We start from the raw sequence: 26997 nt of genomic DNA, 5'->3' as shown, positions 1-26997 counted from the left end.
TTTATTGGTTGAAATTGTAAAAAAGTGTTGTACATTTATAACCATCATAGTAAGATTTAGCTAAATTACAGGGAAAAGAGGTAGAGGCTTGGAATATTTAACGACACATTTGCTTTTTAATTTATCCCTCTTAATTGTATTGCTTTTTCCTTTTTTCATATGGTCAAAGCTGTATGGAAGTTTTCAAAACTATAAAGGGATTGCTCTTTTATATTGTTTCGTTTCTGTCATTCTATGTTTTCTGCTTTCTTATAGAATTAGTGATTCAGTCGTGCTGGATTTGCGTATGGTTCCATTCATCATTGGGGCGCTTTATATAAGGCAAAGCCCTTTACTAGCTTTGCTTATCATTATACTTCGAGCTAATCATGGCATAGACTTAGGATTCTATTTTGTTCTCGGCATTTATGGGTTTTTTGGTATTTTCTGTTGGTTTATTTCACCTTGGTTTTTAAAGCTGCAATTTATCCAAAGAATTCTATTTTCTACCGGTTTTACATTTTTATTAAGTTTTTTTATTATTAGTTTTTCTAAAATGGTTCACCTACCTTATTCAGTCCTCGATTTGTGGGCTGCATGTACAATCGTACCACCTCTAGGAGTTGCAATGCTTTCATTTATCATTGAAATAATTGAGAAAAACCAACTGCTTTATCATCAATTATTAAAATCGGAAAAGTTGGAAGCTGTTGAACAAATGGGGGCCGCAATATCACATGAAATTCGCAACCCATTAACATCTGCAATCGGATTCGTTCAGCTGCTAAAAGAGGATTCATTGGATACAAGTAAAAGATTGCAATATCTTTCTATTATTAAAGGAGAGTTAGAGGCAGCTGAGCGTGTAATAAAAGATTATTTAACCTTTTCAAAACCCCAAATTGAATCAGTGGAAAAACTGAATGTAAATGAAGAACTTTATCATCTCTTGCACTTACTTGAACCTTTAGCGAATCTGTATTCCATTAAAATCTCCGGCAACTTTTCATCAACCATATACATAGAAGGAGACCGTCAGAAATTTCACCAATGTTTTATTAATATTATTAGAAATGTTATTGAATCATTGCCAAATGGGGGAGATATATCAATTAAAACTGAATCTACTAAAAAAAATATCATCATTTATATCGAAGACTCCGGATTAGGGTTGAGCAAAAAACATTTAAACCGTCTTGGAGAACCTTACTATTCTACGAATGGGAAAAAAGGGACGGGTCTTGGGATTATGGTCGCATATAGTATTGTAAGAGCGATGGGCGGGACGGTCGATGTGCAAAGTTCAATTGGAATTGGCACAACGTTTCGATTTTCCTTTAAGCGCGTTACATAAGTAACTTTCTAAGATTGTATGTTGTAAAGGAAATTGGTTGGATTAATAAGGGGGATTACCTATTGGACATTACGCTACACTTCTTTTTTAATCTTTCATTACTAATCATATTACAATTCTTTAGTATATTATTGATAGGAATATCTAAAAACCAACATTCTTTTAAAGTTCAAGCTATTGTGTTTTCAATTCTTAGCTTAATTACTTGTTTTGCATTTACTTATCAATTACACGAAAATATCTTATTAAATTTATATTTAATCCCCATTTTAGTTGGCGGTCTATATGTAGGGCTAGGCCCGTTATTAGGACTGCTTGCCATTATTTCTAGTGGTATATATGGATTTGATATTGGATTCTTTTCTACTGTCATAGTTGCAATAGTTAGTGCACTATTATTTTGGAGAATATCGCCTTGGTTTTTTAAGCGTTCCGTAAAACAAAGAATGGCGATTGTAACAGTGATGGCTTTGATAGTAGGTATCTACCCTCCCATCATCATGCAAATCAATCAAATTCCATTCCCTGTTTTTGATGTCTATTTTGCTTATTTAGTCATTCAGCCTCTCGGTGCAGCAATGATAGCATTCGTTATTGAACTAACATGCAATACAGTTCATCTCCGTCATCACGTAGTGAAATCACAAAGATTGGAAGTAGTTGAGAAAATGGCTGCTGCTATTTCCCATGAAATTCGGAATCCACTAACAGCTGCAGTAGGCTTTGTCCAACTTATGCAAGATGCATCAATCTCAAAAGATAAGAGTGATCAGTATCTTTCCATTATAAATAGTGAACTTAATTCCGCCGAAAAAGTCATTCAAAACTTTTTAACTTTTTCTCAACCTCAAATCGAAAGCGCCGAACCACTTAATATTAATAAAGAATTACAATTTGTCATTGATATTCTTCAGCCTTCCGCAAATAAAAACAAAGTATTTATTGAACTGAATGGCTCCGATATTTACTGGGTGATTGGGGATCGGCAAAGCTTCCATCAATGCTTTGTAAATATTATTAAAAATTCTATTGAAGCTATGGAGAACGGGGGAACGATAACCGTTGAGGCTGATTCCGTTCCATCTGAAGTGAACATTCGTATTCATGATACTGGAAAAGGAATGACCCCGGAGCAAGTAGAACGTTTAGGAGAGCCGTATTATTCTACGAAAGGAGAAAGCGGCACGGGCCTTGGAATAATGGTAGCTTATAATATCGTAAGAGCTATGAAAGGTACAATATCTGTTAAAAGCGAGGTTGGGAAAGGTACAACGTTTGAATTTACTTTCCCTGCTGAAATATCATAAAAGCCAGCTACGCAGCTGGCTTTTATCATTTAAAATTGAATTAAATAGTATTTTTTCTTGCCACGGCGAATGATCGTAAATTTATTTCCAATTTTATCTTCATCCACCAAACTGTATTGGATATCATTCACTCGTTCACCATTGATGGAGATTGCACCAGATTGAATGTCTTCCCTCGCCTGACGCTTAGAGGAAGAAATTTTTGCAGCAACAAGAAGCTCAACTAAATTCAAATCGTCTCCATCTTGATGCTCATAAGAAGGTACATCCTTAAACCCTTGCTCAATCTCATCTACATTCAATTTCTTAACATCTCCACTAAAAAGAGCCTCTGTAATACGGATTGCTTGTTGTAAAGCAGACTCACCATGAATAAGGCGTGTCATTTCTTCAGCAAGTGCTCGCTGCGCTTTCCTTAAATGCGGCTCCTCCTGAACTGACGTCTCCAATTCTTTAATCGTTCCCTTATCAAGGAAAGTAAAGAATTTCAAGTATTTCACTACATCGGCATCTGCGGTATTAATCCAGAATTGGTAAAATTCATATGGAGTTGTCTTTTCTGGATTTAGCCAGATTGCTCCCCCCTCAGTTTTTCCGAACTTCGTACCATCCGCTTTCGTGACGAGCGGTATGGTCATACCATATGCTTTTGCTCCTTCACCCGCCATTTTTCGGATCATTTCAAGACCAGTCGTAATGTTCCCCCATTGGTCACTTCCACCAATTTGCATTTTGCAATCCAAGTTTTGATATAGCTTGAAGAAATCAATCGCCTGTAGAATTGTGTACGAAAACTCTGTAAAAGAAATTCCAGTATCTAGTCTTGAGGCTACCGTATCTTTTGCAAGCATGTAATTAACACCGATGTTTTTACCAAAATCTCGCAAAAATGTAATAAGGTCCATCGAACCGGCCCAGTCAAAATTATTTGTCATGACAGCTGCATTTTCGCCATCAAAGTCAAATATTTGCTCAAGCTGTTTCTTAATTCCTTGAACATTTTTCTCAACTTGCTCAATCGTTTGTAATTGGCGTTCTTCCTTTTTCCCGCTTGGATCACCAATTAACCCAGTGGCACCACCAACTAGGACGATTGGTCGATGACCATGTTGTTGAAAACGCCTAAGTGTTAAAAATGGAAGTAAATGTCCAATATGCATACTATCTGCTGTAGGGTCGACACCACAATATAAGGAGATTTTTTCTTTATTAAGTGTATCTTCCATTCCTTCAGCGTCAGTTTCTTGATAAATGATTCCACGCCATCTTAAGTCTTCTAATAATTGCACCATCATTATCCCCACTTTCCATGATATTAAAGGCTATTTTCTTAAAATTTGTTGTTTTTGTAAAAGCCCAAAAACCGGCTTTACGCCTAATAAGGAAGTTTAGCGGTTCTTATTAAGCTAGTAGCTCTTTTCCCACATTAATATTAGTATCAAGGATAAAGTCTATTTCTCGTTATTGAGATTTACATAATAGCAATATATTTGGGAAAAGAGCCAAATTAAAAAACGCCCCTTCGTAAAAACGAAGGGACGACTATTTACCGTGTTACCACCCAACTTAGGAATATGAAAAATAACTATTCCTCACTTCATTCCATTAACGATGATTTTCACCGTTTGCCGCTACTTTATATTCACAGCAAAAGCTCAAGGAGGTAATTCGTCATACTGTTTGTGCCAGTTTTCACCAAACACTGGCTCTCTTCATACAGGGACAGCTGACTACTCATTCCTGTCAATGCTTGTATTTATTAAATTTCATGTTTAATATATCGTATTTTAAACATAATTCCATAATAATGTCAATCACGACGCGGAAATTACTCTAATTTTACATACCATTCCTTTCAATTATGCTATAATAGGAATGATTTTGGGGGGATTAAAACTTATGACAAATCGCGAAAATAGAAGCAAGGAACGGAAATTTGAACTCGCTTCCGCTTTTAAATTTAAAAATGTCGGTAAGGGAGTCCGCATCACATACGGTGTCGTTTGGAATTTATTGCTTCTGCTTTTACTCGTCATCATGATTGGCGGTGCATTTGCCGGAGGAGTTGGCGCTGGGTATTTTGCAGCTCTTGTAAAAGATGAAAAAGTACGTGCTGAAGCTTCAATGGTAAAAGACATTCATCAATATGAAGAAACTTCTACTTTATATTTTGCAAATAATGTTCCACTTGGTAAATTGCGGTCTGACATTGACCGTGAGGAAGTTAGTATTAAGGATGTATCAGATTATCTAAAGAAAGCTGTTGTCGCTACGGAAGATGAATATTTTTATGAACATAAAGGTGTCGTTCCGAAAGCATTATTCCGTGCAGTTTTTCAAGAGTTTACAAACTCAGCAGTTCAATCTGGTGGAAGTACGCTGACACAGCAGCTTATTAAAAACCAAATTTTAACAAATGAAGTTTCCTTTGACCGTAAAGCAAAGGAAGTACTCCTTGCGTTAAGGGTTGAGAGATTCCTAGAAAAAGATGAAATTTTAGAAGCATATTTAAATGTCTCAACATTTGGCCGAAATTCTTCTGGGCAAAACATCGGAGGAGTCCAAGCTGCTGCTAAAGGAATTTTTGGGGTGGAAGCGAAAGACTTAAATTTACCGCAAGCTGCCTTTATAGCAGGTTTGCCGCAAAGTCCGTTCGGATATACACCTTTTACGAATAAGGGTGAAGTAAAGAGCCCAGAAGGACTTGAACCAGGGCTAAACCGAATGAAAACCGTTTTAACTAGAATGAAAAAAGAAAAGTATATTACTGACAAAGAATTTAACAAAGCTATAAAATACGATATTACGGCCGACTTTATCCCTAAACAGCAAAGAACATTTGAAGAATACCCTGCCTTAACGTTTGAGATTGAGGAAAGAGCTGTCGATGTCCTTACAGAGGTTTTAGCTAAAAAGGATGGGTATAAGAAGGCAGATTTAAAAAAGGATAAAAAGCTATACGGGAAATATTGGACATTAGCCAATAGAGATATAAGGCAAAATGGATATAATATTCATTCAACTATTAGTAAAGATATATATGATATTCAACAAAAAGCCAAAGAAGAGTACCAAGATTACGGACCAACGTATAAGGCCGAAGTGAAAAATGAAGAAACGGGTGAGTTGGAAACAGTAGATGATCCTGTTCAAATTGGTTCTATCTTAATTGAAAATAAAACTGGGAAAATATTAAGTTTTGTTGGTGGACGCGATTATGAACTAAATCAAAATAATCATGCTACTCATACAAAGCGTCAAAATGGTTCAACAATGAAGCCACTTCTTGTTTATGCTCCTGCTTATGAACTTGGGGTGAGTGCGCCGGGGGCAATTGTCGCAGACCTTCCATATAATATACCTGCAGGTGGCAAAGCTTATACACCTAACAACTTCTCAAGAGGAAAGTTCTATGGACTTGTTTCGACAAGATATGCTCTTGCCAAATCATATAATGCTTCAGCTGTTGCAACGTATATGAAAATTATTGATCAAAAACCTACGAAATTTTTAGAAAAAATGGGCTTTACGAGTTTAGAGCCAAATGAGTATGCCAACCCTTCCCTAGCTTTAGGTGGATTAACAGTTGGTGTTACCGTTGAAGAAAATACAAATGCATATACTACTTTTGCAAATGGCGGTAAATTTACCGACGCTTACATGATTGAAAAAATTACCGACCAAAAAGGGAAAATTATATTCGAGCATAAAGCAAAACCAGTGGATGTATTCAGTCCTCAGACAGCCTATTTAATGACAGATGTCATGCGTGATGTATTAAGACCCGGGGGTACAGCCGCCGCTTTACCGAGTAAGCTGAAATTCTCAGCTGATTGGGCAGGTAAAACAGGGACATCCAATAATTCACAGGATTCTTGGCTCGTTGTTTCGAATCCAAATGTAACGATGGGAACTTGGATTGGATACAATTCCAACCGATCCCTCAGTCTTGGATACAGTGATACAGTATCATTTAGAAACTACGGTATTTGGGCCAAATTAATGAACGCTGCGTACGATGTCGCCCCAGACATTGTTAAGCCGAAAGATAATAAGCGGTTCGAAATGCCTGGCGGTATCGTAAATAGATCATATTGTGCTGTATCAGGTATGCTTCCATCCGAAGCATGTTCTAAAGCCGGGCTCGTACAAGCGGATATTTTTAATGCAAAATATGTTCCGTCCAAGACGGATGATAGCTTAGGTGCAGGTGGACGATATATTTCAGCTGGTGGAAAAAGATATGCAGCATTGCCATCTACTCCGGAAGAATTTACGAAGGAAGGCTTAGTGATTAATCCTGAATTCCTAAAACGAATAACGATGGGATATGTTAAAGATTACTCGCAACTCATTCCAGACAATCCTAAATGGAAAGATCTCTTAGTTGCAGATGACAAACTTGCGGATGACGGAAAGGCACCTGCTGCAGTTAAGGCGTCCTTCTCCGATGGAACGTTAAAATGGGGTGCCTCTTCAAGTAAGGATGTAATTGGTTACCGAATTTATACAGAAGAAGGCAAAAAGATTGCGTCCATCAAGTCTGATGAAGACCTTGCACATAAAGTCGGAGACGGAATGTTCCACGTTGTCGCAGTCGATATTGCTGGCAAGGAGTCAAAACCATCCGAAAAAGTTGGAAATGGCGATGAACTGAAGAAAAAAGAAGAAGAAGAAAAGAAATTAGAAGAAGAGAAGAAAAAAGCTGAGGAAGAGAAAAAAGCGGAAGAACAGAAGAAAAAAGAAGAAGAGAAAAAGAAACAAGAGGAAGATAAGAAAAAGGCACAAGAGGAAAAAAAGAAAGATAAAGAAAAGAAAAATAACAATGGAAGCGACTCTGGTGAGAGCGATTCGTGATAGTAGCCGGGCTAAAATGCCCGGTTTTTTTCTGTCTATATTTTTTCTTGTCTTATTTTTTGATCCTATTATGTATCTATAAATTTCTATCGATATTATATAAATTCTACACTGTTCGCCCTTTAAAAATTCCCTCTCTTCCATACAAAAAGTCCTGTATCATCTTAAAGATGATACAGGACTTATAATAATTAGTCCTCCATTGTAGACAAATCGCCAGTTGGCAAGTTTAATTCCCAAGCTTTTAAAACGCGACGCATAATTTTTCCACTGCGTGTTTTTGGCAATTTATCACGGAATTCAATTTCACGAGGTGCTGCATGGGCAGCAAGCCCCTTTTTCACAAATTGTCTAATATCCTCAGCCAATTCCTCTGAAGGCTCATTTCCATCAAGCAGTGCAATAAACGCTTTAATGATTTCCCCGCGAACAGGATCTGGTTTTCCAATAACACCAGCCTCTGCTACTGCAGGATGTTCAAGTATTTTGCTTTCTACTTCAAACGGTCCGACTCGTTCTCCGGAAGTCATGATAACATCATCTACTCTTCCTTGGAAGAAGAAATAACCATCTTCATCCATATAGGCAGAGTCTCCCGAAACATACCAATCACCTGGCAAGAAATAAGAATTATATTTCTCCTTGTTATTCCAGATTTCGTGCATCATGGACGGCCAGCCTTTTTTGATTGCAAGGTTGCCCATTCTATTTTCCGGAAGCACATTTCCTTGGTCGTCAACAATCGCTGCTTCAACCCCAGGGATTGGCTTACCCATAGAACCAGGCTTAATTTCCATACTAGGATAATTTGCAATTAACATAGCTCCCGTTTCTGTCATCCACCATGTATCATGAATGCGTTTTTGGAATACCTTCATTCCCCAACGGATTACTTCAGGATTCAGTGGTTCCCCCACACTCAAAACATGACGCAATTCAGATAGATCAAATTGTTTTACAAGCTCATCCCCGGCACTCATCAACATTCTATAGGCTGTTGGTGCACTATACCATACGGTTACCCCGTAATCTTCCAATGTTTGGTACCAATTTTCGGGCTTAAAGCGGCCACCAACAACCACGTTTGTTGTTCCTGTCAACCAAGGTCCAAACATGCCATATGAAGTCCCTGTCACCCAACCAGGATCAGCTGTACACCAATAAATATCTTCTTCTTGTAAATCTAATATCCAACGTGCTGTTTCATGTTGCTGAATCATAGCATTATGAACATGAAGCACACCTTTAGGACGTCCGGTTGATCCTGACGTATAATGGAGGATCATTCCATCCTTTCGGTCAACCCACTCGATATCAAGATTTTTGTCCGCCTCTTTTAAACGTTTATTAAAATCAATATAGGGACCTTCTTCTTCCACTTCATCGCCTACTAGAAGGATATGCTTCAACGCGGGCAATTCCTCAACCGGCACCCTTTTTAGCAATTCTGGTGTCGTTACAAGTACCTTTGCCTCACTATCTTCCAATCTATCTTTTACTGCACCCTCCATGAAGGCTTCAAATAGCGGCCCTACAATTGCACCAACTTTAATCGCTCCAAGGATTGCAAAATAAAGTTCAGGAGATCTTGGCATAAAAATAAATACACGATCACCTTTTTCCACATTTCCGAACTCTCTTAAAACGTTTCCAGCTTTATTCGTCCATTTTTTCATGTCATGAAACGTATATGATTCATCCCTAACACCATCTCGGTAATAAAGCGCAACTTTATTTTTGCGGAATGTTTCTGTATGACGATCAATAGCTTCATAAGCCATATTGACGCGGCCAGTTTCATACCATGAAAAGTTTTTTTCTGCTTCGGACCAATTAAAGTTTGCATACGTTTCATCGTAGTTTTGTAAATTGTAATGTCCTTCTATAACTGGCAACGCTTCCAATTTCATGTTTACAGCTCCCCTTTGTATCTAGAAATTACTTTTTATATTATAATATAAATAGCTATTATTCTCAATTTTTTTTACAATTCATCGAACATTATTTTGATTTCTAATATCTTTTAAAAGGTTATTGTTGCTATACCAAGGTAGTGCTTGGTTGATTTCCGCTACAGTTGCTCGCTTTCCGGAAAGCGTCCGCCTGGAACTGAAATCAACGGGTAGTTGGCGGACGCGACGTTTTTAGCTTATTACCTTGTTCTATAAAATTAAGCAATTCTACTTATAAAAGTGAATTATCCCTCCTTTAAATATAGGAGGAAAAATAAAAAAGTGGTATAAGGGTGCATTGTAATATCTAACTCGGTGAATCCGAAAGTCTATACTAAAATAAGGAGGCTTGTTGTGTGGAGCATATAAAGACGTATAATGCGATGGAATTAAGGACGAAAAATGGCCATTTGCTCATTGAAGGACCGATATCGGCAGCTCAGCTTAGTAAGCTTGAATTTCATGAGGACCTTGTTGCTTTTCGACCGGCAAAACAGCAACATGATGCGTTAATCGGGATTGCAGATCTCCCTGAAGGAAGAATCATCATCGCTAGAGATGAGAATGAAGTAGTTGGCTATGTTACATATTTATATCCAGATCCTTTGGAAAGATGGTCGCAGGGGAATATGGAGAACTTAATCGAACTTGGCGCAATAGAAGTCATTCCGAGATATCGAGGATCAGGAGTAGGAAAAGGCTTATTGCATGTCTCCATGATGGATGATGCGATGGAAGATTATATCATTATCACGACTGAATATTATTGGCATTGGGATTTAAAAGGTACAGGCCTAGACGTGTGGGAGTATAGAAAAATCATGGAGAAAATGATGAACTCCGGTGGTTTGGAATGGTATGCGACCGATGATCCTGAAATTACGTCCCACCCTGCCAACTGCTTAATGGTCCGAATTGGAAAAAGAATTGATACAGATTCAATACAACAATTTGATAGCATTCGCTTTGTTAATCGCTTTATGTACTAGCCCATGTGAAAAAGGAGTGAACATATTGATAGTAGAACATATTATGAGTAAGGATGTCATTACATTATCCCCTGAGGATTCCATTAGATCAGCCATCCATCTCATGCGCGAAAAAAATATAAGGCATCTCCCACTTCTTAATGCTGATAAAGAGATGGTTGGCCTTGTGACAGATCGGGATATTAAAAGTGCCACACCCGTATTTTCTGAAAGTGAGAAAATGAATGAACAACTTGAAATGCCACTCTCCACCATTATGACAACTGATATCATTACAGGGCATCCACTTGATTTTGTAGAAGAAGTGGCTGTCATTTTTTATCATCATAAGATTGGTTGCCTCCCTATTTTAAAAAGCGGGAAGTTAGTTGGGATTATTACAGGTACAGATTTATTACATACGTTAGTTGAATTGACAGGTGCGAATAAACCTGGTTCCCATATTGAAGTGAAAGTTGAAAACCGCCCAGGAGTACTTCATGAAGTAACACGTATTTTCCAGGACTTCCAAGTCAATGTTCATAGTGTTCTTGTGAGTCCAGATCTAGACGATGAAAGGTATAAAATTCTCGTTTTTCGGGTTGCCACCATCAATCCCCTTTTACTCATCGCAAAATTAAGAAAAGAAGGACTTCAAGTGATGTGGCCTAATATGCCAGGGATGGAGACATGAAAAAGGATTCGGTATTTATTTACTCCGATTCATTATTATCATACCGTTTTTCGGATCATCATCCTTTTAACCAGCATCGCTTAACATTAACAATAGATTTATTAAAAGAATTGGGTGCAATTCAAACAAATGATATTATTGTGCCCAGAATGGCATCTGATGAGGAACTTCTCTTGAATCATGAACGCTCTTTTATTGAAGCGATTAAATTAGCGAGCAGTGGAAATCTTTCAAAGGAAAAAGCTGAGGGATTCGGCTTGGGTACTGAAGATACTCCTATTTTCAAAGGGATGCATGAGGCAAGTGCGGGGCTTGTCGGCGGAACATTGACGGCAGTAGATTATGTTTTACAAGGCAAAGCGAATCATGCACTTCACCTTGGTGGTGGCCTGCATCATGGCTTTCCTGGGAAGGCTTCGGGATTTTGTGTTTATAATGATAGTGCTGTTGCGATAAAATACATTTTAGAAAAATACAACGCACGGGTTCTATATGTCGATACAGATGCACATCATGGAGATGGTGTGCAAGGCTCATTCTATGACGACAATATGGTATGTACCCTTTCCATCCATGAAACAGGCAGATACTTATTTCCCGGGACAGGAAATGTAAATGAATGGGGCCAAGGAAATGGCTATGGCTATTCTTTTAATATTCCCCTAGATGCTTTTACGGAGGATGATTCATTTTTAGAATCATATAGAGCTGCTTTTACGGAAATTGCGGAATATTTTAAACCGGATGTAATTGTAACACAGAACGGTGCAGACGCTCATTATTTTGATCCTTTAACCCATCTTTCCAGTTCAATGGAAACATATCGGGCCATACCTAGATTGGCCCACGAACTTGCACATCAATATTGTGATGGAAAGTGGATCGCTGTTGGCGGAGGGGGCTATGATATATGGAGAGTTGTTCCAAGGGCTTGGTCACTTATTTGGCTTGAAATGATAGGTTGGCCAAATGTTTCAGGACCGCTTCCAGAAAATTGGCTAAAGCGCTGGCAACCAAAAGCTCCGGTCTCATTAATTGACCAGTGGGATGATCCGGTAGATATGTACAAACCAATTCCTCGAAAAAATGATATTGAAGAGAAAAATAGGCAAACAGTTGATCGTGCACTTTATATAGTTAGGCAACAACTAAAAAGAAACCATCAAAAAAACGGGCTTTAATCAATAGCCCGTTTTTCCTGATTAGCTCAATCAACTGTTGCTTTTCGTTGTACCCCTATATTCAATGCGATGAGGAAGAACAACGGTTTGCTCGTCCACTTTTTCCTTATTCATAAGCTTAGTCAACAATCTCATTGCAACTGCACCAATATCATATAAAGGCTGAACAATGGATGTGAGCTGCGGCCTTACCATTAAAGTGAGTCTAGTGTCATCAGATGAAATAACTTCCAAATCATTTGGGATAGACAACCCTTGATCCTGAGCACCATGCATAATCCCCAGTGCCAGCTCATCATGACCTGCAACAACTGCAGTTGGCCTTTCGTTCATTTGGCTGAGTTTTACCCAAGCTTCAAGCCCCGAATCATATGAGTCATCACCTTCAACAACATAATCCTCATTGTATTCCAAGCCGGCCTTTTCAAGTGCTTCTTTATAGCCAATTAGTTTTTGATCACGATTAATCGTATCATTCAATGAACCAATCGCATATGCGACTTTTTTATGCCCTTTATCAATAAATTCTGTTACAGCATCAAATGATGCTTGACGGTAATCGATATTGACAGACGGTACAGATCCAGTCTCCTCGATAGAGCCCGCCAATACAATTGGAACCGGAGAACGATTGAATTCATTTCTTAATTCTTCATTAATATTTCCACCCATAAAGACGATTCCGTCCACTTGCTTTCCAAGCATTGTATTGAGTAGATGTAATTCCTTATTCAAGTTTTGGTCGGAATTACTCAATATAATATTGTATTTATACATTGTTGCGATGTCTTCAATTCCACGTGCTAACTCTCCATAAAATATACTAGAGATATCAGGAATGATAACACCTACCGTTGTTGTTTTTTTACTAGCAAGACCCCTAGCCACAGCATTCGGTCTATACTCTAAACGTTCAATTACCTCTAGAACCTTTTTTCTAGTAGTCGGCTTTACATTGGGATTTCCATTAACCACCCTAGAAACCGTAGCCATCGATACATTTGCTTCTCTTGCAACATCATATATTGTTATATTCATTTAACAATTCACACTCCTCTATTACATCTTTCGACAAAACGATCAATAACCGTTTAATTATACTTAAATAATCATACGATACAGAGCTTCTACCTGCAAATTTTTTCCCTTGTTTGTGAAAAACTTTTCATATTTATGTGTATATATACAAAATATACCCTTTTTCTTCATAATTATGAGATTTAGAAGAAAAACTTATCGGTTTCAATCTTCTTTTCAGTTCGAAGTTATGATACATTTTTAAATAGCACATATACATATTTGTATCTTTTCTGGAAGGTGAATTTCTGTGCAAATCAATAAAATTTTTGCGTTGGATATTGGTACTCGTTCCGTTGTAGGACTCATACTTGAAGAATACGGGGAACAATATAAAGTATTGGATTTAGTCGTAAAAGAACATAAAGCGAGAGCAATGGTCGATGGACAGATTCATGATATTCATGCTGTCTCACATGTAATAAAAGAAGTAAAAGAGCAATTAGAAAAAACGCACGGGAAGCTTACTAAAGTTTGTGTAGCTGCTGCAGGAAGGTCGCTGAAAACAGAACGTGCAAAATCTATTGTCAATATAAAAGGTAAACCGATGATCAATCAGGAGGATATTCTCTATCTAGAATTAGCTGCTGTCCAAAACGCCCAAGCTGCCGCAGCCGAACGACAAGCAACTGAAAAAATTCAATCCTATTATTGTGTAGGATACTCTGTTCTCCATTATTTTATTGATAATCAGCTCATAGGTAATTTAATTGATCAACAAGGTGATGAAGCTTCTGTAGAAATTATTGCTACATTCCTTCCTCGCGTCGTTGTGGACTCCCTCATAAAAGCTTTGCAGAGAGCTGATTTGGAGCTTGATGCACTTACATTGGAACCAATTGCAGCTATTAATGTACTTGTACCTGTTTCGATGCGGAGACTGAATGTCGCTCTTGTTGATATAGGCGCTGGTACATCTGATATTGCGATTACAAATGCCGGAACTGTCGTTGCCTATGGGATGGTCCCTACAGCAGGTGATGAAATTACGGAAGCTGTAAGTGATCAGCTGCTTCTAGATTTTCCAGACGCTGAACGAGCAAAGAGGGAGCTTTGGGAAAATGAATCCATTATCGTTCAAGATATACTTGGTTTCAAAAATGAAGTATCTAAAGTGGATGCCGTTAAACAAATTTCACCAGCAATAGATAAATTAGCAAGTGAAATCTGTATGGAAATTAGGGAATTGAATAACGGACAACCACCAAAAGCCATTATGCTTGTTGGAGGGGGAAGCAAAACTCCTGAACTGCCGAAAAGATTGGCTGCGATGATGAATTTACCCGAAAATAGAGTGGCTATTAGGGGAACTGAAGCAATTCACGGATTATCATTTGCCGAACATATCCCTGGCGGACCCGAACATATTACTCCGATTGGAATCGCCATCTCTGCCCGTAAATCACCGATCCAATATGTTACTGTTACGGTGAATAATCAAACTACCCGTATGTTTGAAGTAAAGGATTTAACGGTTGGCGATTGCATTCTTGCCTCAGGCATTCTGATTAATAAGCTTTATGGAAAACCTGGTATGGCGATATTCGTGACATTGAATGGCCAGCAAATTACAATCCCAGGCTCATTTGGTGAACCTCCTATTCTATTAAAAAATGGAATAGAATGCAGTTTAGAAGATCGGGTAGAAAATGGTGATGAGATTATCGCTCAAAGAGGAGCGAATGGCGAACAATCCCATATTGGAATAAGAGATTTAATTGATGAGATTCCAAAAAAGCATGCTGTTATTAATGGGAAATCATATAATATCACAGCAATGGTCAGGAAAAATGAAAAAAAAGCATCACTCAATGATATGATTAAAGACCGTGACATCATTGCCGTTCAAATTCCAGAGACTATTTCCGAACTACTTTCAACTTTGAATATGAATGAATCATTAAATATACTTCATCCTTTTAAGCTGTACATTAACGGAAAGGAAACGGTTATTCCTAATTTTGCGGGTGAAATTCGACTTAACGGAAGGAATACAACAGAAAACGAGCCACTTCCCTCGATTATTGATCTTTCCATTGCAAGGAAATTGACGCCAACTATTAGTAATCTAGCTTCATCTATGGGACATTTGTTAAAACGATCCATTACTGTTTTTTTTAATCACGAAAGGATTACTATATCTAAAACAACAGGCGAATACAAATGTAATGGAGAGTTGTTAAAACAAGAGGATGAATTGTTTTCAGGAGACCATATTGAATGGAACGAAACGAGTGAAACTACTTTTATTTTCCAAGATATCTTCAATTATGTAGAAGTTAACAAGCCGGAAAATGCATCGGGCAATTTTTCACTTTTATTAAATCATGAGGAAGCCACTTTCTATTCTCCCATTCAAAATGGAGATCATTTAGAAATTAAATGGCCGATAATATCCACATAAAAATAAACAGGCAGCCTCGGCTGCCTGTTATTAGTTAATTATTCATGGAGTTATTAATTTGTTCTGCCATTTCTTTTGTTTTTTCAGTTACTTCTTCTGTTGAAGTTTCCGATTGGGCTTGTACTTCATCTATGCTTTCTTTCGCTTGATCTGCTATGTCATCAGTTGATTCGTGTACGGTTTCTCTCCATCCATCCGTCATATCTTTCGTGTCTTTGGCCAGCTGATCGGATGCATTGTTTGTCGCAGTCTTTAATTGATCTGCTTTTTCCTTTACAACTTCTACTACAGTATTGCCTTTTTCCATAGCGACTTGACGAAGCTGATTTGTTTTTTCCACTGCTGTCGTGGTAAATTCTGATCCTTTTTCCATTACAGTTTCTTTCCATTCACCGGACTTTTCTTTTAAAGTCCCTACTTGATTATTAATGTCCGTTCTTAACTCTTTTCCCGATTTCGGAGCCATTAGCAACGCGGTAACCGCCCCTACAATACTCCCGACGATAATCCCAGTCATGAAATTGCCACTATTATTTTGATTGTTACTCATGCTATCATCCTCCATCCTTTTATTTACTTTTTTTAGCTATTACTGCGTTCCAGTTGATGGGTGTGGATTTTCACTTCAGAATCAAATGGCTTATTGTCTTGATGTTTGTTTTTTTCACCAAACCATTTATCTTTTAACTCTTTTGCTACTGCGCCCCATTGCACAACTTGAGCGACCTTATCTTGATTTCTAACCATTGCCGATGAAACAGATGTAGATACTTTTCTAAGCGAGTCATTCATATCTTGGATTGTATTTCCTACACCTTGAACAGCATGAACGACAGTATCCAACTTCTCAACTTTCCCTTGAATATCGTCCGCTAGGGCATTTGTTTTATGTAATAGCATCGTTGTTTCCCCTGTGACACCCTTTAGCTGCGACTCGAGTCCATCTAGTGTATGCGAAACACTTTCCAGCGTTTCTTTCATTGCTTTTAATGTTTTAGTTAAGCTTAAGACTAAAATAAAAAACGCAATCGCAATTAATGCTACACTTAAATATAAAATAATCTGCATGATGCAGCACCTCCCAATGTACAATTCACTTTACCCTTGTTCAACTATTCATAAACAGATAATTTATACTTCGTTATTAATGCGAAGATTTCCTTCCTAATTATGTATTATAATTCACTTATTTAAAATGAAGTATTCCAAAATAATATAAAAGAGGTTGACCCAAAGTCTTGCTAGTACAAGGCCAGAGGGGCAACCTCTTATTCATCTGTGTTTGTCCAGCTCCAGCGCCTAGCCCCTCGAGGTCAAATAACCTGAGTCAATAAAAGTCAAAAAACGGACTTTTTTTGACTCAGAACATTTGCTTGTCGGAGGCCCGCAGGATGCGGGTCAGGAAGGCGGTGCAACGTACACGGATGTACTAGTGCAGGCGAAGCGACAGGACGTCGCAGCATGAGCCTGCCAACAGGACGTTGCGTTCTTAGCCTTCCTTCCTCTTCTCAAGGCGCTTTTCGCTTTATTGTGCTTTTTTCAATTGCTGTTGCAAAAGGCTCTCGTAAGCTGATTGAAATTTTTGAATATCGCCAGCCCCCATAAAGAGTAGAACAGAGTTATCTAGCATTAACAGTGGAGACGTATCTTCTTCAAGTAAAATTTCCGCCCCATCTATTTTTGCTTTTAGATCATTAATGGATAACTTCCCGTGATTTTCCCGGGCAGAACCAAAAATTTCACATAAATATACTTTATCCGCTTCCCCTAAGCTTTCACCAAATTCCTGTAAGAACGTTTGGGTACGTGTAAATGTATGCGGCTGAAATACAGCGACAATTTGACTATTCGGGTATTTTTGACGAGCAGCATTGATAGTAGCTTTAATCTCAACTGGGTGATGTGCATAATCATCTACCAATACTTGATCTCCTACTACTTTTTCTGTAAAACGACGCTTAACACCGCCAAAAGTTTTCAATTGACTTTGCAGCACTTCTACGTTGATTTCCTCATAATGACATAACGCAATTACCGATAAGGCATTTAATACATTATGGTCGCCAAAGGTGGGAATTTCAAAAGTCGCATAAAAATGATTACGTACAAAAACATCAAATTTTGTACCACTTGTGGATTTTTGAAGATTCCGAGCTTGGAAGTCATTTCCATTCCCAAATCCATAAAATAATACCGGTACCTCAGCTTGTATTTTTTGTAGCTGATCATCATCCCCATAAGCAATAATTGCTTTATTTACTTGCATTGACAGCTCTTGAAAAGCTGAATACACATCTTCAATATTTGAAAAATAATCAGGATGATCAAAATCGATATTTGTCATAATGGCGTAATCTGGATAATAAGAAAGGAAATGTCTTCGATATTCGCAAGCTTCAAACACAAAGTATTCCGCATTTTTCACGCCACTTCCAGTTCCATCACCAATCAGATAAGAAGTGGGCTTGGCGCCACCCATGACATGGGAAAGCAAGCCTGTAGTGGAAGTTTTCCCGTGGGACCCAGTAACAGCAATACTAGTGAACTTATTCATAAATTCTCCTAGGAATGCATGGTATCTTATAACGGGAATCCCTTGTCTCAATGCTTCATCAATTTCTTCATGAGTATCAGGAAAAGCATTTCCGGCAATTACCGTCATGCCTTGTGTAATATTTTCGCGCTGAAATGGTAATATTTTTATTTTTGAGTCCTCAAGAGCCGCCTGAGTGAAAAAGTATTTCCCCACATCCGAGCCTTGCACATTATATCCCATATCGTGAAGAATTTGTGCAAGTGCGCTCATCCCAGAGCCCTTAATACCTACGAAATGGTATACAGTCATATTTGAACCTCCAACAATCGTCTGTCTATTTGCATCATATGATGATTAACTACATTTTGCTCAAGTCGCTTTTATCAATCCTTGCCATTATTATTAACGGCAAGAAGATTAGTATGTAAAAGCTTAAAAATGTTTATGATATTTTGTATTTAGACATTATAACATTGATTATGTGTATTGACCATTTGTCATCTACAAAACATAAAAAACATCTAAAAATAAGAATAACATTTTCAGTTCAGTTATTCTAGAGAATCTTTTAATACTTTTAATTCTCGCTCATTGATTAGAACATCTCTAGGCTTGCTTCCTTTTGCCTCAGAGATGATTCCTTGCTGCTCCATCATCAACATTAAGCGAGCGGCACGATTATAACCAATTCTAAATTGTCTTTGAAGTAGTGAAGTTGAGGCACTTCCTTGATTAACGACAAAATCGCATGATTCGAAAAATAATTCATCTTCATCTTCTTGTACTTGAGCTCTTTTCAATAATTCTTCCTGCTCAAACATATAGTTAGGCTTTCCTTGAGTACGCACAAATTCTACTACACGATCAATTTCTTGATCTGAAACAAAAGTGCCTTGAAGCCTGACAGGTTTGGATGACCCACTTCCTAAAAAGAGCATGTCACCTCTACCAAGTAATTTTTCCGCCCCACTTATATCAATAATAGTCCGGGAATCAACTTGAGATGAAACGGAAAAAGCAATTCTCGTTGGTACATTTGCTTTGATTAAACCGGTAATGACATCAACGGAAGGTCGCTGTGTTGCAATAATTAAATGAATTCCACATGCTCTCGCCTTTTGTGCTATACGACAAATAGATTCCTCAACATCTGTTGGTGCCATCATCATTAAATCAGCCAGCTCATCAATCACAACGACGATATATGGAAGTTTATCACTATAATGCCCGCTTTCCATTGCCAACTCATTAAATCGCCCAATATCCCGAACACTTGCATGAGAAAACAATTCATACCGGCGTTCCATCTCGTCAACTGCCCATTTTAAAGCAGCAGTTGCTGCTTTTACATCCGTAATCACAGGACTTACGAGATGTGGGATGTGATTGTAAGGAGCGAGTTCAACCATTTTAGGATCGATTAGTAAAAGCTTAAGCTCATCAGGTTTCGCTTTATAAAGCAAGCTGACCAAAATGGAATTAATACAAACACTTTTACCTGATCCTGTAGCCCCTGCAATTAATCCATGTGGCATTCTTCTTAAATCTGTCACCACAGGATCACCTGAAATATCAAGGCCAAGCACAGCTGTAAGAGGGGATTCGTTTTCTAAAAATGCGTTACTTCCGATAATTTCACTAATTTGTACAGGACGGCTTTCTTGATTTGGAATTTCAATGCCGATCGAACGCTTTCCTGGTATTGGCGCCTCTATTCGTATATCCCTTGCTGCCATACTTAGTTTAATATCGTCGCTTAAATTTGTGATCTTACTTACTTTCACTCCCCTTTCAGGCTGAACTTCAAACCTAGTGACGGCTGGACCTTGACTTACATGAACAACAAAAGCATTAACATTGAAATTAATAAGCGTTTCATTCAGCAGTTCCTTTTGTTCTTCCAGCCATTCCTTATTTGCCGATTTAATAATAGGTGGTTGAAGCAGTCTTAATGCAGGGAAATGGTAAATTCCTTTTTCTTTATTTGTTTCTTGAATTGCCGAAGCCGTTTCGGACCTTGCAATTTGAATTTGTTCTGGTATCTCTTCTTTTCTATTTCCTTCTAGTTGTTTTTGTTGCCATTTTTCTTTATCTTTTTTTAACATTAAAACATTAAAAGGCAAGTGTGATCTTTGACGAGGAGATTCGCTTTTTATAATAGGTTCTTCATTCTTTTCCGGTTCCTTTTTTTCCTTAGGCTCTTCCTTTAAGATTAAGGTGGGAGATTCACTTTTCGCCTTAGGAACCTCGTGAATATCTGCGCTGCTGCTCTCGATTTCTTCCTTTATTATCATTTCTTCTTGGGTTTCTTCATCGGTTTCTTCATCGGTTTCTTCATCGGTTTCTTCATCGGTTTCTTCATCGGTTTCTTCATGGGTTTCTTCATGGGTTTCTTCGTGATTTTCTACATAATCAAATTCAAGTTCCGTTTCTTTATCGACGTCTTCTATTTCCAAAAAAGAATCATTCAGTTCGTATTCAAATTCCTTTTTCCCAGGTCGTCCGAATCCAAATATTGGAGAAGGTATCTCTGTCGCACGAAAAGGTTGTTTATTAGCTGGTTCAATTTTTTTGCTTGCGGCCTTATTATGGTTTGCTTTTTGTTGGTTTGCTTTTTGTTGGTTTTCTCTTTCGAGCTCAACATTTTGCAAATTTTTCTTTGTTCTTCTGACATGTATATTTTCAGACATATTAGTACGATTTTGCGGAATTCTATCTTCATTCATTCGTATTGGCCTATTTTCCTGTCTCCGAGGCGGATCCTCAATCAATGGGAAACGAAATGGACCTTTAGGATATTGATATTTCATACGTGTATCCATTTCTGTATGCTGAAAAACATGGTTAGATTTTGAAATATATTCTTCTTCCGTTTCTTCGGATGTTATTTTAGATAGTAATTTTTTCAACCAGGACATCTTATCCCTCTATTCTTTCAATTCTGTATAAATACGGTCTTTTTACCAGATACCGTCATAGCTGTCATTTATTCATTATAACAAAAAATAAGGATAAAAATTGAGGCAAATGGAACATTATAAAAGAATCACGATTAAAAGGAGGAGAATGAATGAAATTTGCAAAATCCATTGCTTGTGTAGGTTTGGTTTCCGTAATGCTGATGGGTGGATGCGGAACTAACAATAAAAATAATGACCAAATTGCAAATAATGATGCAAATACACCACTTGGTGTTCGCTATAACCCTAATGTTGATACAAACAGAAATTGGACAAATAATAATCGGAATATGGCAACAAGAGATGGTGTAGGTGTCGATAACGGATTCAATGTTAACAATGCTCGAAATGGTGTTAATAATAATGGAAATGGATTTGGTGTAAACAATAATCGGGATTTCAATGACAATGATCGAATCGATGTAGCTGATCATATTGCAGATGATATTGCAAAACTAAAAGAGGTTGATTCTGCGAATGTTCTTGTGACAAGAAGAAATGCGTATGTAGCTGTAAAGCTAAGCAATAAAGGTAATAACGAAATGACCAGTACAGTACAAAGGAAAATCGCTAAACAAGTTAGAGATGTCGATAATAATATCGATAATGTCTATATATCAGAAAACCCGGATTTCTTTAATCGTATGACTGGCTATCGAAATGATATTAACGCCGGACGTCCAGTAAGTGGGTTCTTTAATGAGTTTAGCGATACTGTAAGACGAGTGTTCCCGAACTCACGTTAAGTAAAGTAAAACACATGCCCTTTTGCATATCGCGAAGGGCATGTTTCTTTCACCAAAATATCCCGATAATGGCAAGTGCCCCTAAAATGATACCTCCGACGGTTCCGATTGTCCCCGAATCAAGAAGTGGTCTTTTTGTAAAAAATTTAATATCCTCTATTTCAGATTCTAATTTTCTGACCATTTCTTTCAATTCAGCTATCTCTTTTATTAATTGATCTTGATTTTGATCACTCATTTTCCGCCCCTCCGATCTAATATATATACGACTTAATTTACCTTTAAGTTTCAAGTTCTATTTTTAATTATATTGAATATAAGGTAACGTTTAAAGTCATTAATGGGATAAGAAAAAGGTGTACAATAAAATATAAGGATTTTAACATAATGAAAGGGTTGAATGGTTTTGTTAACTTTAATTAAAAACGGGGAAATCTATTCTCCTAATTATATTGGAAAAAAAGATGTTCTGCTCGTTGATCAAAAGATTGGTTTTATTCAGGACAAGATTGATGTTCCTAGGGATTTTGTTCAAATAAATGTTGTGGATGCTACAGATAAAATACTTGTTCCTGGATTTATCGATGCTCATGTACATATCACTGGAGGCGGCGGCGAAGGCAGCTATCGAACAAGGACACCAGAACTCCAATTGACAGATGCAATACTTGCCGGCGTTACGACAATTATCGGAGTAATTGGTACTGATGGGACGACAAGAACGATGTCTAATTTAATTGCCAAAGCACGCGGATTAGAAGAAGAAGGAATTACTTGTTATGTTCAAACAGGCTCCTACCAAGTTCCTGTCAAAACATTAATGGAAAAAATTGAAGATGATCTTATCCTTGTAGATAAAATTATTGGTGTCGGGGAAATTGCCATTGCCGATCATCGTTCCTCCCAACCAACTGTCGAAGAATTGGCCAAAATTGCATCTGCTGCTAGAATTGGAGGCATGCTGTCCGGCAAAGCTGGAGTTGTGAATGTTCATGTTGGTGACAGTTATGAACATCTGCGATTAATTGAAGAAGTCGTGAAAACAACCGAGATTCCAATTCAGCAATTTTATCCAACCCATATGAATCGCAACCCGCATTTATTTGAAGCAGCGATTGAATATGCACGAAACGGTGGCTATATAGATTTTACAACAAGCTCGATACCAAATGATATGGAAGATTGGAATATTAAATGCAGCAAAGCTTTAACAAGATTGCTAGATGAAGGGATTAATATTGAACAAATTACATTCACTTCTGATGCTCAAGGAAGTCTACCGAAATTTGATGAAAATGGGAATTTTACCGGATTAGGAATTGGAAAGGTTTCCTCACTTTTTGCCGAAGTCCAAGATTCTATTTTGAAAGAAGGAATTCCTCCTGAAATAGCTTTTAAAGTGATTACCCAAAATCCAGCTGCCATTTTAAAACTGGACCAAAAAGGTAGGATTCAAGAAGGTAAGGATGCTGATTTGGTTTTATTAAATAAAGACGATTGGTCGATTAATACAGTTTTTGCAATGGGTAAGATTATGGTTGAAGATGGTGAGGCGATTGTGAAGGGGACGTTTGAATAATTGAAAAGCCGATTCTTTTTGTGAATCGGCTTTTTACCTTACATTATTTTTGGACAAAATCCAAGATTGAATCTATCACTTCATTTTCCCATTGATATGAATTGAATGTGTGATCTCCGTCCTCAATAGTATGTAGAGTGGCTTGATCTCCATAACAATGTTCAATATATAATTTAGATACCTCATATGGGACGGCATCGTCTTTTGTTCCGTGGATTAAGAGAACTTTTCCTTCATATTTTGCTGCACGCGCCCACACATTTAAGGTTTTTAAATCTTCTCCGAAAGCTTTGCCGACAAGGTTTCCACCATGATCATATGCATCGTGGCTAGCGATATATGGAACATTTGCCTCCATTGGCTCTACGATTTGATCCATTGTTCCTGCTGGTGCAAGTAGGACTAATTTCTCGAGTTCGTTATTCAATTCTCCCGCTAATAAACTAGCTACGAGTCCTCCCATGCTAAGGCCCAATAATATAATTCGATTTTCGTCAATTTTTGGATGGGATTTTACATACTCGAATATCGTGCCTGCTTCTTCAAACTCTTTCGTTACAGTCATATCCTCGAAATCGCCATCACTTTCTCCACTGCCTAGGAAATCGAAGCGAAAACTGGCAAAGCCTTGTTTTTCCAACGCTCTTGAAATTTTTAAAAATAAGCGATGAGGTTCGAGCTTATTTCCCGTAAATCCATGGAATAAAATAACTGCAGGTAATTTTTCTCCTGCTGGAATATGTTCCATTCCACGCAGTTTAAAACCATTATGAGAAATAGATACAGCCTGTTGCAAATAAGGTCACCCTTTCTATTTTAAACTACTCTTATTTTAGCACTTTTATATCATAACAACGAGTATTAATATGGTATATAATGGGATTAACCTGGAAAGAGGAGGGAATGCAAATTGGTTACATTAAAACAGTTTCAATTTGCTCGTACTTATACGATAAGAGCACTTAATCAGACAAATATGGATAATTGGGATGATATTCCAAATGACTTTTCTAATTCGATTCGCTGGAATGTTGGACATATATTTATTACTGCAGAAGCATTATTGAAAAAAGCTGATGAACAGTATGAAATGAAAAATCCCGAATGGGGAGCATTTTTTGCGCCTGGAACACGGCCATCTGATTGGACGGGTACCCCTCCTTCCGCGGAAGAATTGATAGAGGCCTTGAAAATACAAAGCCGATATATTGATAAATTTTTCGTAGGAAAAATAAATAATAAGGCTTCTAAATCATTTGCAATTGCAACGTATGGGATGGACAGTGTTAATGCTTTTCTTCAATTTATCAATTTTCACGAAGGTCTCCATGCCGGAATTATTAAATCAATTGATAATGCTTTAAAATAACATCAAAATCCCCTATCTCTAGTTTGAGAAAGGGGTTTTTAGATGTTTTCAATCCATATACCTTTTATATAAAATAATGTTTTACTTTCTTCAGTTCCCGCTCATACGGAATTCGTTTCTCCCTCAAATGACGTTCTAATTCTTGAAGTTTTTCTAATTGCCAATCTTGCATCGATTCCGGATGCCATTTTTCCTTGAATAAATTGTATAAAAACAGCTCTCTCATTTGCAAAAGAATTAAAAGCTGTTCGTACATATCTTCTGTAAGTCGTCGTTCAGAAAGATAACCTTCTAAAAAATGAGTTAGAAAATAATTAGGAAAGTCCTCCCACTCGGGATGAAAAGAAGTTCCTGTCCATAAGGAATGATAGACTGAAACAGCTAAATCTTGGGCCAAAAATTGATATCCACAATCATCAAAGTCAAAAAGAACAATCTCACCTTGTGTGATATGAAAATTCCCTTGGTGAAGATCATTATGTATAAGTCCAAAGTTATTGGCGGTCTTTGGAAATTTATTGAGCTGGTTTTCTAAATATTCCTTACATTCATTCAGCCAATTTTCCTCGGAATGGAAATTTGCCGAACCTTTTGGCCGATCGAGTGAAGATGCAGAAATATAATGTAAGGATCCGATCGTCCGCCCCCACCGATAAAAGAATTCACCATTCCATTCAGTACTATCCAATACATTTACCGGCTGTCCACAAGTATGTTGGAAAAAAGTAAGCAAATAACTTTCTTGATTCATGGCGACTTCAATTATTTTATCCAAGCCATTAAACTGAACAGGTGCTGCAAGACGAATCCCATTGTCTTGCAAATAATTCAACCATTTAATCTCAGCTTCAATCCATTCTTTTTTCTTATTGCTTAACCGTGCAACATAATAATTGCCATCTATATTAAACGTAGCAACGATATTTTGAAATCCTTCTGATTCTAAGCTAAGACCTCTTATATCTTTATCTAATACTCTATTAAGAATGTCATTTATTTTATCATTCACTATAGAATCCCTCTTTTAAAAAAATGCTGGCGGGTACCTTAACTCCCCTTTAACAAGAGAAAGTTCCCCCGGTTTGACTTCACACACCATAAAAACATCATCCGGCACATTAAATTGATGCAATTCTATTCCATATTGCCGAGCTGGCTTAAACCCAAAATTCGGATAATAGGAAGGATGCCCAATCAATAATACGAGTCCATAACCTAATTCTTTCACTATTTTTAATCCTTCAAGAATTAATCGACTTCCGATTCCTCTTTTTTGAAAGCTTGGTTTTACAGCTACGGGAGCGAGAACAATTACTTCGGTAATATCTTCTCCATCTATAACATTTGCTTTACTTAGCAAAATATGGCCAACGATTTCTCCATTTGTTTCAGCTACAATTGAAAGCTCGGGAATAAAGCCAGAAGATTCCCGAATCCGCTCTACTAATTTTGACTCGTTATCACGGTTGCCAAACGCCTCATAATTCAAATCATAAATAGCTTTAAAGTCATTGGATGTTTCAGTCCTGATATTCATTCATCACTAAACCTCGCTTAGCTTCCTTCAAAATTCCTTCGTGTACTCCATTCCACCCATCATAATACTCAGGCACTTTATTAGGAGCAATAAATATTCTCTTGGAAGATTCATATTCTCCCGCAAAAGGATGAAGCTTTTGAATATCCATTCGATAAAACACTTGATAGCCTACTTCTGGATAAGGGCTGCTATCATTCCAATTAATATTCTCCTGATGATTCACCTCAATATAACCTAAAAAGTGACAATCTCCTTCTACATACCCTTCCTCCATTGCCTCACGCTTAAAACACTCTTCTGGCGTTTCCTCTACTTCAATATGTCCGCCTGGAAAATCCCAGCCTCTATCATTCAAATCGATCATTAATAATTTGCTATTATAAAAACAGAAACCATGCACACTCGTAATTAAGTTCCGTTCCGGAAGAACAGAGCTAGTGTTCCAAGTTAATTTGACTTTTCCATTCCAGTTTACGTATGTTGAATGCATAATT

The 26997-nt window shown here is 37.5% G+C and carries 22 protein-coding genes and 1 other annotated feature; of the genes, 10 read left to right on the top strand and 12 right to left on the bottom strand.

Features of this window, described 5'->3' with window-relative positions; translation table 11 throughout:
* Positions 1-88 precede the first annotated feature (88 nt).
* Positions 89-1333, top strand: coding sequence for an ATP-binding protein (locus NQ185_RS09365; protein WP_257581398.1), 1245 nt, complete (start codon positions 89-91; stop codon positions 1331-1333).
* A 62-nt stretch (positions 1334-1395) separates the two neighbouring features.
* Positions 1396-2640, top strand: coding sequence for an ATP-binding protein (locus NQ185_RS09360; RefSeq protein ID WP_257581397.1), 1245 nt, complete (start codon positions 1396-1398; stop codon positions 2638-2640).
* A gap of 29 nt (positions 2641-2669) precedes the next feature.
* Here NQ185_RS09360 and tyrS read toward each other — a convergent pair whose 3' ends face one another.
* Positions 2670-3929, bottom strand: coding sequence for a tyrosine--tRNA ligase (gene tyrS / locus NQ185_RS09355; RefSeq protein WP_257581544.1), 1260 nt, complete (start codon positions 3927-3929; stop codon positions 2670-2672).
* 242 nt (positions 3930-4171) lie between these two features.
* Positions 4172-4396, bottom strand: a binding site (T-box leader).
* A 143-nt stretch (positions 4397-4539) separates the two neighbouring features.
* Here tyrS and NQ185_RS09350 point away from each other — a divergent pair.
* Entirely contained in the window at positions 4540-7497 is a 2958-nt protein-coding gene (locus NQ185_RS09350; RefSeq protein WP_257581396.1) for a transglycosylase domain-containing protein, read from the top strand.
* 191 nt (positions 7498-7688) lie between these two features.
* Here the strand turns inward: NQ185_RS09350 and acsA are convergent, their stop codons facing one another.
* Positions 7689-9407, bottom strand: coding sequence for an acetate--CoA ligase (gene acsA, locus NQ185_RS09345; RefSeq protein WP_257581395.1), 1719 nt, complete (start codon positions 9405-9407; stop codon positions 7689-7691).
* A gap of 398 nt (positions 9408-9805) precedes the next feature.
* Here acsA and NQ185_RS09340 point away from each other — a divergent pair, with 398 nt between their 5' ends.
* From NQ185_RS09340 to NQ185_RS09330, 3 genes are read left to right on the top strand one after another with little or no spacing between them, the layout of a single operon-like run.
* The gene (locus NQ185_RS09340) at positions 9806-10438 is read left to right on the top strand and encodes a GNAT family N-acetyltransferase (protein WP_257581394.1); all 633 of its coding nucleotides are present in this window, start codon (positions 9806-9808) and stop codon (positions 10436-10438) included.
* A gap of 25 nt (positions 10439-10463) precedes the next feature.
* Complete coding sequence (locus NQ185_RS09335) at positions 10464-11111, top strand: acetoin utilization AcuB family protein (protein WP_257581393.1); 648 nt, start codon at positions 10464-10466, stop codon at positions 11109-11111.
* Positions 11108-12292, top strand: coding sequence for an acetoin utilization protein AcuC (locus tag NQ185_RS09330; RefSeq protein WP_257581392.1), 1185 nt, complete (start codon positions 11108-11110; stop codon positions 12290-12292). The genes NQ185_RS09335 and NQ185_RS09330 overlap by 4 nt, the downstream gene beginning before the upstream one ends.
* Positions 12293-12322: 30 nt before the next feature.
* Here NQ185_RS09330 and ccpA read toward each other — a convergent pair whose 3' ends face one another.
* Entirely contained in the window at positions 12323-13330 is a 1008-nt protein-coding gene (ccpA, locus tag NQ185_RS09325) for a catabolite control protein A (protein ID WP_257581391.1), read from the bottom strand.
* A gap of 289 nt (positions 13331-13619) precedes the next feature.
* Here ccpA and NQ185_RS09320 point away from each other — a divergent pair, with 289 nt between their 5' ends.
* Positions 13620-15773 (top strand): cell division protein FtsA, encoded by a 2154-nt coding sequence (locus NQ185_RS09320; RefSeq protein WP_257581390.1) that lies wholly within the window; start codon positions 13620-13622, stop codon positions 15771-15773.
* Positions 15774-15807: 34 nt separating this feature from the next.
* Here NQ185_RS09320 and NQ185_RS09315 read toward each other — a convergent pair whose 3' ends face one another.
* The 4 genes from NQ185_RS09315 to NQ185_RS09300 form a co-directional block, all read right to left on the bottom strand.
* Positions 15808-16323: a YtxH domain-containing protein gene (locus tag NQ185_RS09315; protein WP_257581387.1), complete on the bottom strand. Its 516-nt coding sequence runs from the start codon at positions 16321-16323 to the stop codon at positions 15808-15810.
* A gap of 32 nt (positions 16324-16355) precedes the next feature.
* Positions 16356-16841 (bottom strand): DUF948 domain-containing protein, encoded by a 486-nt coding sequence (locus NQ185_RS09310; RefSeq protein WP_257581385.1) that lies wholly within the window; start codon positions 16839-16841, stop codon positions 16356-16358.
* A gap of 457 nt (positions 16842-17298) precedes the next feature.
* Entirely contained in the window at positions 17299-18618 is a 1320-nt protein-coding gene (gene murC, locus NQ185_RS09305) for a UDP-N-acetylmuramate--L-alanine ligase (RefSeq protein ID WP_257581384.1), read from the bottom strand.
* Positions 18619-18860: 242 nt separating this feature from the next.
* Positions 18861-21227 (bottom strand): DNA translocase FtsK, encoded by a 2367-nt coding sequence (locus NQ185_RS09300; RefSeq protein WP_257581383.1) that lies wholly within the window; start codon positions 21225-21227, stop codon positions 18861-18863.
* A 152-nt stretch (positions 21228-21379) separates the two neighbouring features.
* Between NQ185_RS09300 and NQ185_RS09295 the strand changes: the two genes are divergently transcribed.
* Positions 21380-22015, top strand: a complete 636-nt coding sequence (locus NQ185_RS09295) for a YhcN/YlaJ family sporulation lipoprotein (protein ID WP_257581382.1) — start codon at positions 21380-21382, stop codon at positions 22013-22015.
* A gap of 49 nt (positions 22016-22064) precedes the next feature.
* On the opposite strand, the gene NQ185_RS09290 is transcribed toward NQ185_RS09295, so the two are convergent.
* Complete coding sequence (locus NQ185_RS09290; protein WP_257581381.1) at positions 22065-22253, bottom strand: hypothetical protein; 189 nt, start codon at positions 22251-22253, stop codon at positions 22065-22067.
* Between the two features lie 168 nt (positions 22254-22421).
* On the opposite strand from NQ185_RS09290, the gene iadA reads away from it, so the two are divergent.
* The gene (iadA, locus tag NQ185_RS09285; RefSeq protein WP_257581380.1) at positions 22422-23594 is read left to right on the top strand and encodes a beta-aspartyl-peptidase; all 1173 of its coding nucleotides are present in this window, start codon (positions 22422-22424) and stop codon (positions 23592-23594) included.
* Positions 23595-23637: 43 nt separating this feature from the next.
* Here iadA and NQ185_RS09280 read toward each other — a convergent pair whose 3' ends face one another.
* The gene (locus tag NQ185_RS09280; protein ID WP_257581379.1) at positions 23638-24390 is read right to left on the bottom strand and encodes an alpha/beta hydrolase; all 753 of its coding nucleotides are present in this window, start codon (positions 24388-24390) and stop codon (positions 23638-23640) included.
* Positions 24391-24504: 114 nt separating this feature from the next.
* Between NQ185_RS09280 and NQ185_RS09275 the strand changes: the two genes are divergently transcribed.
* Positions 24505-24963 carry a DinB family protein gene (locus NQ185_RS09275; RefSeq protein ID WP_257581378.1) on the top strand — a complete coding sequence of 153 codons (459 nt, stop codon included), beginning with the start codon at positions 24505-24507 and terminating at the stop codon, positions 24961-24963.
* Between the two features lie 64 nt (positions 24964-25027).
* Here NQ185_RS09275 and NQ185_RS09270 read toward each other — a convergent pair whose 3' ends face one another.
* Genes NQ185_RS09270 through NQ185_RS09260 form a run of 3 tightly spaced genes read right to left on the bottom strand, consistent with a single transcriptional unit; the run spans position 25028 to position 26993 of the window.
* The gene (locus tag NQ185_RS09270; protein WP_257581377.1) at positions 25028-25972 is read right to left on the bottom strand and encodes a phosphotransferase enzyme family protein; all 945 of its coding nucleotides are present in this window, start codon (positions 25970-25972) and stop codon (positions 25028-25030) included.
* Between the two features lie 15 nt (positions 25973-25987).
* Positions 25988-26500: a GNAT family N-acetyltransferase gene (locus tag NQ185_RS09265; RefSeq protein WP_257581376.1), complete on the bottom strand. Its 513-nt coding sequence runs from the start codon at positions 26498-26500 to the stop codon at positions 25988-25990.
* Positions 26484-26993 (bottom strand): NUDIX hydrolase, encoded by a 510-nt coding sequence (locus NQ185_RS09260; protein WP_257581375.1) that lies wholly within the window; start codon positions 26991-26993, stop codon positions 26484-26486. The genes NQ185_RS09265 and NQ185_RS09260 overlap by 17 nt, the downstream gene beginning before the upstream one ends.
* Positions 26994-26997 lie beyond the last annotated feature (4 nt).

The sequence above is a fragment of the Lederbergia panacisoli genome (assembly GCF_024626525.1).
Classification (GTDB): Bacteria; Bacillota; Bacilli; order Bacillales; family Bacillaceae_C; genus Lederbergia; species Lederbergia panacisoli.
The sequence above is the reverse complement of the archived record's forward strand: the minus strand, read 5'-3'. Positions and strand labels throughout refer to the sequence as shown.